General features: G+C 57.5%; 5 protein-coding genes and 2 pseudogenes. 6 read left to right on the forward strand and 1 reads right to left on the reverse strand.

Annotation, left to right across the window (positions count from 1 at the left end; translation table 11 throughout):
* The first annotated feature begins 4 nt into the window (after positions 1-4).
* The 6 genes and pseudogenes from ACZ1HJ_RS09265 to ACZ1HJ_RS09290 all read left to right on the forward strand — a co-directional run bounded on the left by ACZ1HJ_RS09265 (position 5) and on the right by ACZ1HJ_RS09290 (position 8,709).
* Positions 5-1,399, forward strand: coding sequence for a trypsin-like peptidase domain-containing protein (locus ACZ1HJ_RS09265; protein ID WP_472722005.1), 1,395 nt, complete (start codon positions 5-7; stop codon positions 1,397-1,399).
* A 4-nt stretch (positions 1,400-1,403) separates the two neighbouring features.
* Positions 1,404-2,713 (forward strand): annotated as a pseudogene (locus tag ACZ1HJ_RS09270) (replication-associated recombination protein A).
* Positions 2,714-3,036: 323 nt separating this feature from the next.
* Positions 3,037-4,647 carry an ABC transporter substrate-binding protein gene (locus ACZ1HJ_RS09275; protein WP_472722006.1) on the forward strand — a complete coding sequence of 537 codons (1,611 nt, stop codon included), beginning with the start codon at positions 3,037-3,039 and terminating at the stop codon, positions 4,645-4,647.
* A gap of 202 nt (positions 4,648-4,849) precedes the next feature.
* Complete coding sequence (locus ACZ1HJ_RS09280) at positions 4,850-5,806, forward strand: ABC transporter permease (RefSeq protein WP_472722007.1); 957 nt, start codon at positions 4,850-4,852, stop codon at positions 5,804-5,806.
* A gap of 12 nt (positions 5,807-5,818) precedes the next feature.
* A complete protein-coding gene (locus ACZ1HJ_RS09285) occupies positions 5,819-7,042 on the forward strand; it encodes an ABC transporter permease (protein WP_472722008.1) in 1,224 nt (407 codons plus the stop codon).
* A gap of 2 nt (positions 7,043-7,044) precedes the next feature.
* Positions 7,045-8,709, forward strand: a complete 1,665-nt coding sequence (locus ACZ1HJ_RS09290; protein WP_472722009.1) for an ABC transporter ATP-binding protein — start codon at positions 7,045-7,047, stop codon at positions 8,707-8,709.
* Between the two features lie 819 nt (positions 8,710-9,528).
* Here ACZ1HJ_RS09290 and carB read toward each other — a convergent pair.
* Positions 9,529-12,818 (reverse strand): annotated as a pseudogene (carB, locus tag ACZ1HJ_RS09295) (carbamoyl-phosphate synthase large subunit).
* Between the last annotated feature and the right edge of the window lie 88 nt (positions 12,819-12,906).

Genomic DNA, 12,906 nt, shown 5'->3' on the forward strand with positions numbered 1-12,906 from the left:
GGCCATGCTCAGACTATTCGCGATCCTGCTGATAATGCCCTTTGGTGGCATAGCCGCTGCCAGCGACTCCCAAAGCACAGTCCCCAATTCTCAGGCACAGATTCAGCTCAGCTTCGCGCCGGTTGTCAAAAGTGCCGCACCCGCTGTGGTCAATATTTACGCCAAGCGGATTGTTAGCACCCGCGCTAGCCCATTCAGGGGAAATCCGGCATTTGACGGGCTGTTTCGCGATTTCGGGATGCCCAAACAACGGGTCGAGAATTCATTGGGCTCCGGTGTGATCCTGTCGGAAGACGGCATCGTTGTGTCCAATTACCACGTGGTGGGCATGGCGACGGAAATCCGCGTGGTGCTGACCGATCGGCGCGAATTTTCTGCGCGTGTTCTGCTTGCGGATCAGGAAAGCGATCTGGCGATCCTGCAGATTGACGAAGCGGACGGCGTGTTGCCAACGCTGGAATTCCGCAACAGCGATAGCGTAGAGGTTGGCGAGCTGGTTCTGGCCATCGGCAATCCCTTTGGCGTTGGGCAAACCGTCAGCAGCGGAATTGTTTCGGGATTGGCGCGCTCCGGCGTCGCGGTCGGGACCGAGCGGGGCTATTACATCCAGACCGACGCGCCGATCAATCCAGGCAATTCTGGCGGCGCGCTTGTGGATATGGCCGGGAGGTTGATCGGAATAAACACATGGATTCTGTCACGGTCGGGTGGCTCAAACGGTATCGGATTTGCCATACCCAGCGCGTTGGTGGCTGAATTCGTGGCGCAGGCCCAGCATGGCCATGACACGTTTGTACGCCCCTGGGCCGGGTTGAGTGGACAGCCGGTGATGGCAGATATGGCCGAAGGGTTGGGTCTTGATCGCCCGGGCGGGATTGTCATTTCGCAAATCCATCCCCAAAGCCCGTTTCAGGTCGCAGGCGTTTTGCCAGGTGATGTGATCACCGCCGTCGACGGGCTTGCCGTGAACACGGCGCAAGAAATGATTTTTCGCATGTCTGTCGCCGGCATGGGCAGCGAGGCCGAGGTTGATCTTTTGCGCGACGGCACCGAGCGCACGGTCACGGTATCTTTGATCCCGGCCCCGGATATGCCAGACCGCATGCTGATCAAAACAGGTAAAGCATCGACCATTCCCGGCATGCAATTGACCAATGTAAACCCGGCGGTGATTGCGGAATATGGCCTGCCGCTGACGGCGTCTGGTGTGGTTGTGGCAGATCCCGGCCCGGTTGGCGCGCGGGCTGGCCTTCGCAGAGGTGACATTTTGCGTGGGGTTAACGAAGAAGAGGTCCGGGACACCAGTCGCGCCAAAGAACTGCTGGAAGAACGCACACGCTGGTTATCATTGGACGTGCAACGCGGCAACAAGCGTAGTGTCCTGCGGTTCAGGCTGTAACGGGTTGGCTGATCTCTTCGATACCGCGCCGGGGGCCGCTGTTCCCGACACCGCGCCGCGCCCGCTGGCGGATCGGCTTCGGCCCCGCAAGATTGCGGATGTAATCGGTCAGGCCCAGGTCCTGGGGCCCGACGCGCCGCTTGGCGTGATGCTATCTTCGGGCTCGCTGAGTTCTTTGGTGTTCTGGGGGCCGCCGGGCGTGGGAAAAACCACAATTGCCCGTCTGCTGGCGGATGAAACCGATCTGCATTTTGTTCAGATCAGCGCGATTTTCACGGGCGTTCCAGAACTGCGCAAAGTGTTTGAGGCGGCCCGGTTGCGGCGCTCGAACGGGCAGGGGACGCTGCTTTTTGTCGATGAAATCCACCGTTTCAACAAGGCACAGCAGGATGGATTTCTGCCGCATATGGAAGACGGCACCATCCTGCTGGTTGGTGCAACAACTGAAAACCCCAGTTTCGAGTTGAACGCCGCTCTTCTGAGCCGGGCACAGGTATTGGTGCTTGAGCGGCTTGATCTGGCGGATCTGGAAAGGTTGACGCAGCGGGCGGAGAAAGAGCTGGGTATGGCGCTGCCGCTGGATGGACCAGCGCGCGAGGCGCTATTGGAGATGGCGGATGGAGATGGCCGGGCGCTCCTCAATCTGATCGAACAGGTTGCGGCATGGAAGGTCGACGGCAAACTCGACACCGATGCTCTGACCAAACGCCTGATGAGACGCGCAGCCAAATACGACAAGGGTGGGGATGAACACTACAACCTGATCAGCGCCCTGCATAAATCCGTGCGGGGCTCCGATCCCGATGCGGCGCTTTACTGGTTCGCTCGCATGCTGACAGGGGGGAAGACCCCCGATATCTGGCACGTCGGATCACCCGCATGGCTGTTGAAGATATCGGTCTGGCGGATCCGCAAGCGCAGGGCATTTGCGTGCAGGCGTGGGAGACGTATGAACGGCTGGGTAGCCCTGAAGGTGAATTGGCACTTGCCCAGGCTGTAACCTATCTGGCGTTGGCGCCGAAATCGAATGCGGGCTACGTGGCCTATAAGGCCGCAACGAAGGAGGCCAAGCGCACAGGGTCTGAGCCGCCCCCAAAACACATCCTCAATGCACCGACGGCATTGATGAAGGAGCAGGGGTACGGAGATGGCTATGCCTACGATCACGATGCGGAAGATGGATTTTCCGGCCAGAATTACTTTCCCGACGGTCTCAAGCGCCCTGTGCTTTACCAGCCCGTAGAGCGCGGCTTCGAACGCGAGTTGAAGCGGCGGTTGGATTACTTCAGTAAATTGCGCGCAAAGCGACCGTGATGGGCACGTCCCCGTTGTTGTAGACGCAATCGCGGTTAAGCAAGGGGTGTCGTTTTCTGACCATTCGGTCAGATTGTACCTGGCCATGGGCAGCGGCCTGGTGACAAAAATTGGCATTGAAAATATAGAAAAATTTGAAAATAGGCGAGAATTTATTATACTTTTGGATATGGCTTGGGGATGGCCTGAAATTTGTGGTTTCATATCGAATATGTCGCAAACAGGCCGTCTGTTGGCGCTATGGTCAGAGAAAGTTCGACCGAGCGGCCAGACCATCGACACGTCTAACTGACCAAAAAAAGACGCACTCACAGGGAGAAAACATGACAAACGCCCACAATCAGATGATGATTGACCGCCTTGCAGACGCTGCCCGCGAAGGCAAAATCTCGCGCAGGTCCTTCATGAACTATTCGGTTGCAGCAGGGATGACCGCAACGGCCGCGACGGGCCTATGGGGTACATCCGCCAAAGCCGAACCCAAACGCGGTGGCAAATACCGCATGGCGCAACATGACGGGAACACGTCGGATCAACACGATCCGGGTCAGTACCAGTCCAACTTCGAAATTTCGATGGGCCACACGTTCCGGGCCTATCTGACAATGATCAATCAGGATGGTACTCTGGGTGGTGATGTCGCCTCGGAATGGTCGGCGACGCCGGACGCCAAGGAATGGACCTTTGTCCTGAACCCTGCGGCGACGTTCCACAGCGGCAACAAAGTGACGGCAACGGATGTGCTGGCATCGATGAACCATCACCGCGGCGATGCCTCGACATCTGCGGCCAAAGCACTGTTGTCCACGGTTGAAGACATCGTCGACAATGGGGATGGTAGCGTGACGTTCAAACTGTCTGCCGCCAATGCCGATCTGCCTTGGATCATGCCTGACTATCACCTCGCGATTGTACCGGCCAATGAAGACGGCACGGCCAACTGGCAGTCCGGCGACGGTTGTGGCCCTTACAAGATTGTTGATCTGGAATTCGGCGTCGGGGCCCGTCTGGTGCGCCACGAAGAATGGCACGGCGAGGGCGCGTATTTTGACGAAGTTGAATACATCGTCATCAACGACCCGAACGCGCGTCAGACGGCCCTCGTAACCGGCGATGTGGACGCGGCAAGCTTGCTGGAGAACAAGACGCTGGCACTGCTCGGTCGCCACCCTGACGTCGAAATCGACAATGTGTCGTCGTCGCAGGCGATCACGATGCCGATGCATTGCGACACGGCGCCGTTCGACAACAACGATGTTCGCCTGGCGCTGAAGCACGCGATCAACCGGGAAGAACTGGTCGAAAAGATCACATTCGGTGCGGCCACAATCGGCAATGATTTCCACCATTCGCCCGCGATGCCTTATTTCCCGGAAAGCATCGAGCAGCGTGCGTATGATCCGGACAAGGCCAAGTTCCACCTCAAGCAAGCGGGGCTGGACAGCCTGAACGTCGATTTCTCGACGGCTGAGTCCATCACGACCGGCGCCGTGGATGCCGCGATCCTTTATGCCGAACACGCAAAGCCGGCTGGCATCAACATTAACGTCGTGCGTGAGCCGAACGATGGCTACTGGTCGGATGTTTGGTTGAACAAGCCCTGGTGCATGGTCACCTGGGGCGCGCGCCCAACGCCGGATGTGATGTACACGCTGGCCTATAAGGACGATGCGGCCTGGAACGAGTCGCGTTGGCAGCACCCACGGTTCAACGAATTGCTCTTGCAGGCCAAGGCGGAATTGGACGATGCGAAGCGCGCTGAGATGTACACCGAAATGGGTCAGATCTCACGCGATGAGGGCGGCACGGTCATTCCGTACTTCCCGAACTTCATCTACGGACGCCGCAAAAACGTGAAGCATATCGGTCAACTTTCGCCCGCTTGGCAGATGGACGGATACCGCCACGCAAGCCGCTGGTGGTTCGAAGGATAAGGCTGATTTCGACGAACCCGGCGCTAGATGCGCCGGGTTTTCGCTTTTCGGAACCCAAAAATTGTGTAGGGTTTCAGAACAACCTGCCTGACTGCGGAAAGATTTAATCTGATTTCTGCCCGCATTAGGCCAATAAAATTAAACGCCTTATCTCTGCTTGCGCCTTTATCGCAGGGCTAAGGTGCCATCACAGGAGGGACAGATGGGAGACATACTTGGGCTCGTTGGTAAACGGCTCGGTCTCGGATTGGTGATTCTACTAGTCATCTCAATCATTATTTTCTTCATGGTCGAACTGCTGCCGGGCGATATTGCCCAAGCGGTTCTGGGCCAGGGAGCGACCGAGGACAACCTTGCAGCACTGCGCAAGGAAATGGGGTTAGATAAACCCGCAATCGTACGATATCTGGGCTGGTTGTCCGGCGCCGTGACATTCGACTTCGGAGCATCCGTCGTCACCAAGGAGCCGGTCATTGCGCTCATTGGTGAGCGCTTCATGAACACGCTCTTCCTGGCGGCTTACGCTGCTGTGATCGCGGTTCCGGTTGCTATCGTACTGGGCATCCTGGTTGCGCTGCTGCGTAACTCGATCTTTGACCGGGTGGCTAACGTTGCGACACTGACATCGATCTCATCGCCTGAGTTTTTCCTCGGCTACATCCTGATCCTCTACTTCTCGGTCAAATGGGGCATGTTCCCCGCGATCTCGAGCCTGAGTGACGGAATGAGCTTTGGTGAATTGCTGAACCGAACCTTCCTGCCAGCCCTTACGCTGGTTCTGGTGGTTGTGGCTCACATGATGCGGATGACACGTGCCGCGATCATCAACCTGCTGGCCAGCCCTTACATCGAGATGGCCCGGCTCAAGGGCACACCGCCCTGGAAGGTGATTGTGAAACACGCACTGCCCAACGCCTGGGCACCGATCATCAACGTTGTGGCCCTGAACCTTGCCTACCTTATCACCGGTGTTGTTCTGGTTGAGGTGGTGTTTGTGTATCCGGGCATCGGCCAGGCCCTGGTGGACGCGGTTTCCAAACGCGACTTCCCGGTTGTACAGGCCTGTTGTCTGATCTTCGCCGCGACCTTCATCCTGCTGAATCTTGCAGCGGACGTTGGCGCAATTCTAACCAACCCGCGTCTGCGGCATCCGAAATAAGGGGGTAGAGAGATGAGTATATTCGTAATCGGCTACTACACCCTGCTCTTGGTGGTGTCCTGCCTGGCAGCGTATTTCAACAAGCGGCAGGTCTTCCTGCTGGCCTTCTCGCTGACGCTGGTGTCGTTCATCCTGGGGATCGTCGGTGGGACCGGCGCACTCAGGGCAGTGGCGATCTGTGCCGCACTTCTGGGTCTGACCGCGATGGTGTCTTATGCCTTCCGTGAGTTCCTGATCCAACTTGCAGAAAGCAACGTCGGCAGCGCCTTCGTGAACAATCCGCCAGTGATGTACTTTTGCCTGATCGCTCCGATCATCTGGTGCATCATGTCATGGCTTGCGGGCTGGCCTCTGGGTGAGATTGCCTTCGCACTCGTCATCATTGTCATCCTTCTGATGGCGATGACCACTGAGGTGGCAAAGGAGTTACGCACTGCGCCGCTCACGGCGGCGTTCGGGATGTTCGTGATCTTCACCTATGCAATTGCGGGCATCTTTGCGAACTACATCGCACCGCATGGTGAGGCCGAAGTGATCTCGTCCGCCTTTGCACCAGCTGATGCAGAAATGCTTCTGGGTGCAGATCAGCTCGGACGTGACATGTTCAGCCGGATTATCTACGGCGCACGTAACTCGGTTGGCTTGGCGCTCAGCGCCACGGTTGCCGCGTTCATTCTGGGCGCCGGAGCGGGTCTGTTCGCAGCCACCAAAGGCGGCTGGTTTGACCAGTTCCTAGCGCGGTTCGCCGATGTGATCATGTCGATCCCGTCGCTGATCTTCGCTCTGCTGATGCTGTCGATCTTTGGTTCCAGCACGTTTGTCATCATCTGCGCCGTGGCCATCATCTACGCGCCACGCGTCTTCCGCCTGACACGGGCGGTGGCGGGCAACGTGGTGGTGATGGACTACATCGAAGCGGCCAAGCTGCGCGGTGAAGGTACAGGGTATCTGATCCGCCGCGAAATCCTACCCAACTCGACTGCCCCTCTGGTGGCCGAATTTGGTCTGGAATTCTGCTTCGTGTTCCTGCTGGTTGCTGGTCTGTCGTTCCTGGGTCTGGGTATCCAGCCACCGACAGCGGACTGGGGATCAATGGTGCGTGAAAACGCGACGCTGATCTCGTTCGGTGACATCACACCGCTTATCCCGGCGGCAGCCATCGCGCTGCTCACGGTGGCGGTCAACTTTGTGGTTGACTGGATGCTGTTCCGGTCCTCCGGTCTGAAGGAGCAATAATCATGACGAAGAAAAAAGAAGTTCTTCTGAAAATCCGCGACCTGAAGATTCAGGGGTATTCGGATGAAACATGGGTCGACATCATCAAGGGTGTCGACCTGACCCTCCACCGCGGCGAAGTGATGGGCCTGATCGGGGAATCCGGTGCAGGTAAATCCACCATCGGGGCGGGTGCTATGGGCTATGCCCGTGACGGCACGCGCATCGTGGAAGGCTCGAAGATCGAGTTTGACGGGATGGAACTGACCACGGCGACCGAGGCCGAAAAGCGCGCTTTGCGCGGCTCTCGGATCGCCTATGTGGCTCAGTCGGCTGCGGCCTCGTTCAACCCGGCGCACAAGATCATCGATCAGCACACCGAAGCACCGCTGCACTATCGCATCCAGAAGCGCATGGAGGCGCAGGAAGATGCGATGGACCTCTATGAGCGGTTGCGTCTGCCGAACCCGAAAGAGATCGGCTTCCGCTATCCGCACCAGGTGTCCGGTGGTCAGTTGCAGCGGGCGATGACGGCGATGGCCATGTCGTGCCGGCCGGACCTGATCATCTTCGATGAGCCCACCACGGCGCTTGATGTGACCACACAGATCGAGGTTCTGGCCGCGATCCGTGACATTGTGGATCAGTTCAACACTGCGGCGCTTTACATCACGCATGACCTCGCGGTTGTGGCGCAGATGGCGGATACCATCAAGGTGCTGCTCAAGGGCAACGAGGTCGAGGAAGCATCGACCGAGGAAATGCTGAACAACCCCAAAGAGGATTACACCAAATCCCTCTGGGCGGTGCGCAGCTTCGAAAGCCCGCAGCGCGAGCGTCCCAAGGACACCGTGCCGCTGATCTCGGTCAAGAACGTGGATGCATCCTATTCCGCCGGTCCCAAAATTCTCGATGATGTCTCGTTTGACATCTACGAGGGGATGACCGTCGCTGTTGTTGGCGAGTCCGGATCGGGTAAATCCACGACAGCGCGGGTCATCACGGGCCTTCTGCCGCCGTCAAAGGGTGAGGTGCTCTTCAAGGGTGACCCGTTCCCACATGACTACCGGAACCGCGACAGGGACCAGCTCCGTCAATGCCAGATGATCTATCAGATGGCGGATACGGCGCTGAACCCCAAGGTCAAGATCTCGGAAATTATCGGACGTCCGGCGCAATTCTATTCCGGCCTTAAAGGTGCGGATCTGAAGAACAGGGTCGATGAACTACTGGATCTGATCGAACTGGATCCGGCCAAGTACTACAACCGCTATCCGCCCGAGCTTTCAGGTGGTCAGAAACAGCGGATTGGTATTGCCCGGGCGCTGGCGGCCAACCCCACATTTATCGTCTGTGACGAGGTCACCTCGGCACTCGATCAGCTTGTGGCGGAAGGTATTCTGCGGCTTCTGGACAGGCTCCAGAACGAGCTGAACCTGGCCTACATGTTCATCACGCACGACCTTGCAACCGTGCGTTCGATTGCCGATGAGGTGATTGTGATGCAGCAGGGTAAAGTTGTGGAGCAGGGGCCGAAGGACGACATGTTCACGCCGCCGCACCACCCCTATACCGATCTGTTGCTGAGTTCGGTACCCGAGATGGATCCCAACTGGTTGAGCACGCTGCTCGAAGAGCGGGGCATCGACAATCTGGGCGACGCGGCAAGCGCCAAGATGGGTGGCTGACACCTGCGGCAGATGCTTCGGCATCCCGCATACAAATTGGAACGGGCGGCCAATGGGCCGTCCGTTTTTTTGTGCACCAACAGCCAATGCCGGCTGATTACATGATGGCCATAGCCGACAGGACCATCGTGCCGACGATCAGTGCATAGACAATCACAACAGCTTGCCATGTGGCGCTGTGCATTCTCAGTTCGCGGATGAGTTCGTCACGGTTCATTGGGTGCCTCCGTTACAATCGGAAGGGAACGCCCTGTCACGGTTCCGGTTGGGAAAAACAAGCGCCGCATGGCATGTCCACCACCGGCGCTTTACATGTGATTTTGTCGTCAGGCCATTTTTGGCCGATGCTATTTAGACGATCGCCATCGCTGAAACAACCAGCGTGCCAACCAGCATGCCATAGACAACAAGCACGGCGGGGAAGGTGGCGCTGTGCATACGAAGTTCGCGGTTCAGTTCGTCGCGGGTCATGAAGGCCTCCTAAAGCTGACGATGGTTGTTATGCAGATTTCTCTGCCTCGATGATCCTCAAATAGGCAAAAAATCTTATGTTGCAATCAAAATTTCTGAAAAAATCTATGCAATTTCTGCAACCCTGATCCGCGTTCCCAGCATACCGGTCAAAACTCAACGCAAGTAGTTGTTAAATATGTAAAAAATAGTGTTTCAATTGTGGCATTTGCCGTCGCTATTTGCCAAAATGACACGAACTTATTTCAGTTTAATTCATTGCAACACGTGATGAGGGGCGATCCCTTGCAAAACCCATTGGTCCGGACCCTTCTCGCGTCGCAAAATTCACAGAACGCGAGCGTCACTCTACCCCTGCAGTGGCATCACCTGTATCTCACCTTCCAGACGTGCCTGCATGGCCTGAGCTGCGGCATGCGCAGCGGCGGCAGTGGTGTAGTAGGGGATTTTGTCATAGAGCGCGACGGACCGGATTTCGCGGCTGTCCTGAACGGCCTGCGCCCCTTCGGTGGTGTTCATCACAAGGCTGATCTGCCCGTCTTTCAGCATATCGACAACGTCCGGACGGCCTTCATAGACCTTATTGACCACCTCGCAGGCAATTTCGTGACCTTCAAGGAAGGCTGCAGTGCCGCGCGTGGCAACAATCGCGAAGCCCATATCAACCAGCATCCGCGCGGTTTCTACAAGCTGGGGTGTCTTGTCATCATCCTTGATGGAAAAGAAAACCTTGCCGCCTTCGGGCAATTGCGTGCCTGCGCCCATCTGCGCCTTGAGAAACGCTCGTGGGAAAGACACGTCCCAACCCATCACCTCACCGGTTGATCGCATCTCAGGCCCCAGGATCGTGTCAACACCGGGGAATCGTGCGAAGGGCATGACGGCCTCTTTCACTGAGAACCACGGCATTGCCGGGTCGGCCAGTGTCATCTGGTCTGCCATTGGCATCGTGCCGGGCTTGGCATCTGCCGGGTAAGGCCCGCGGTGGGTGAAGCTTGTCAGCTTTTCACCCGCCATCAACCGTGCAGCAATTGATGCAATCGCTGAATCCGTGGCCTTGGCAACAAAAGGCACGGTGCGTGATGCGCGTGGATTGACTTCGATCAAGTATATATCGTTGCCCTTCACCGCAAATTGCACGTTCATCAGACCGACAACGTTCAACGCCCGCGCCAGTGCTTCGGTCTGGCGATTGATTTCGGCAATTACATCGTCCGACAGGGAGTAGGGGGTATCGAACAGGCGCTGTCGCCCGAGTGTACGCCGGCCTCTTCGATATGTTGCATAATGCCGGTGACGTGGACGTTTTCGCCATCGCACAGCGCGTCGACATCGCATTCGATCGCGCCCGATAGATACCCGTCCAGCAGCACAGGGCTATCGCCCGATACCACCACGGCCTCGGCGATGTAGCGTTCCAGTTGCGCCATATCGCGTACGATTTCCATCGCGCGGCCGCCCAATACGTAAGATGGGCGGATGACCAGCGGGAAGCCGATCTGCTCCGCAATGGCCAGCGCCTGTGCATCTGTCGATGCGATACCGTTATTAGGTTGTTTCAACTCCAACTGATTGACCAGAGCCTGAAAACGTTCGCGGTCTTCCGCCAGATCAATCGCGTCGGGGGACGTGCCCAGGATCGGGATGCCTTCGGCTTCCAGCGCATTGGCAAGCTTCAGCGGTGTCTGCCCGCCGAATTGAACGATCACACCGTGCAACGTGCCGTTTTCCTGCTCTACGCGTAGGATTTCCATCACATGTTCGAAGGTCAGTGGCTCAAAATAAAGCCGGTCCGAGGTGTCATAATCGGTGCTCACCGTTTCCGGGTTGCAGTTGATCATGATCGTCTCATAGCCCGCCTTGGTCAGCGCATAGCAGGCATGGCAGCAGCAATAATCAAACTCGATCCCCTGGCCGATCCGGTTCGGGCCACCCCCCAGAATGACAACCTTTTTGCGATCACTCGGGCGCGCCTCGCATTCAACCTCGCCCATCATCGGGGCCTCGTAGGTGGAATACATATATGGCGTTTGCGCCTCAAACTCGGCGGCGCAGGTGTCGATGCGCTTGAACACCGCGGTCACGCCCTGTGCCACACGCGCGCGCCGCACATCGGCCTCGGTAAAGCCCGTCAGCGTGGCCAGCCGCGCATCCGCAAAGCCCAGCATTTTCAATGCGCGCAGGCCCTTTTCATCTTTGGGCAGACCATTTGCACGGACATCTTCTTCGGCCTCCACAATCTCGCGGATACGGGCAAGGAACCACGGGTCAAAAGCCGTGGCGTGCTGTATTTCATCATCGCTGAGCCCATGGCGCATGGCCTGCGCGATTACACGGATACGATCGGGGGTCTGTTGGCTTAACGCCTTGATCACTGCCGCCTTGTCAGGGGCACCGTCGATTGTAATCTCATCAAATCCTGTCAGGCCGGTTTCCATCGACGCCAACGCTTTTTGCAAGCTTTCGTGGATGGTACGGCCAATGGCCATCGCCTCGCCCACGGATTTCATGGCTGTCGTCAGGTAAGGCTCAGAGCCCGGGAATTTCTCAAACGCAAAGCGCGGGATCTTGGTGACCACGTAGTCAATCGTTGGCTCAAAGCTCGCGGGCGTGACCTTGGTGATGTCATTGTCCAGCTCATCCAGCGTGTAGCCCACGGCCAGTTTCGCGGCGATCTTGGCAATCGGGAACCCGGTCGCTTTGGAGGCCAGCGCCGATGAGCGGCTCACCCGTGGGTTCATTTCGATCACCACCATGCGGCCGTCTTCGGGATTGATCGCCCATTGTACGTTCGACCCGCCGGTCTCAACCCCGATTTCGCGCAGTACCGCAATGCTCTCGTTGCGCATGATCTGGTATTCTTTGTCCGTGAGCGTCAGCGCCGGTGCCACGGTGATGCTGTCGCCGGTATGCACGCCCATCGGATCAACGTTTTCGATCGAGCAGACGATAATGGCGTTGTCGGCCTTGTCGCGGACAACCTCCATTTCGTATTCCTTCCAGCCAAGCAGGCTCTCATCGATCAGAATTTGATTGACCGGCGACGCATCAAGCCCGGACTTGCAGAAATGCTCGTAATCGTCGCGGTTATAGGCCACGCCACCGCCGGTGCCGCCCAGAGTAAAGGCTGGCCGAATGATCGCAGGCAGACCGATGTCTTCGAGGGCGGCCATGCATTCATCCATCGTGTTGGCGATGGTCGCGCGCGGGTTTTCGATGCCCAGACGGTCCATTGCCTCGCGAAAGAGCTTGCGGTCTTCGGCCATTTCAATGGCTTCGCGGTTGGCCCCGATCAACTCGACGCCGAATTTTTCCAGAACGCCCAGATCGGCCACCGCCAGGGCGGTGTTCAGCCCGGTTTGCCCACCCATCGTTGGCAAAAGCGCATCCGGGCGTTCCTTTTCGATAATGCGGGCGACAACTTCGGGTGTGATCGGCTCAATATAGGTGGCGTCCGCCAGTTCTGGATCGGTCATGATAGTGGCAGGGTTCGAATTCACCAGGATGACCCGGTAGCCTTCTTCACGCAGCGCTTTGCAGGCCTGGGCACCGGAATAATCGAACTCGCAGGCCTGACCAATAACAATGGGCCCCGCCCCGATGATCATGATGGACGAGATGTCAGTTCTTTTTGGCATGGTGATCCCCAGGGCAACTATTCGCGCGGCAGCTATATCGGCGCACGCCAAGGCCCGCGTACGCAAATTGTTGTGGGTTATATCCATC

The sequence above is a fragment of the Roseovarius sp. JB2-10 genome (genome assembly GCF_055693585.1).

Bases quoted from the DNA above. Each gene is read 5' to 3' on its own strand.
- ACZ1HJ_RS09265 (WP_472722005.1), top strand. From the start codon at position 5: ATGCTCAGACTATTCGCGATCCTGCTGATAATGCCCTTTGGTGGCATA.
- ACZ1HJ_RS09275 (WP_472722006.1), top strand. From the start codon at position 3,037: ATGACAAACGCCCACAATCAGATGATGATTGACCGCCTTGCAGACGCT.
- ACZ1HJ_RS09280 (WP_472722007.1), top strand. From the start codon at position 4,850: ATGGGAGACATACTTGGGCTCGTTGGTAAACGGCTCGGTCTCGGATTG.
- ACZ1HJ_RS09285 (WP_472722008.1), top strand. From the start codon at position 5,819: ATGAGTATATTCGTAATCGGCTACTACACCCTGCTCTTGGTGGTGTCC.
- ACZ1HJ_RS09290 (WP_472722009.1), top strand. From the start codon at position 7,045: ATGACGAAGAAAAAAGAAGTTCTTCTGAAAATCCGCGACCTGAAGATT.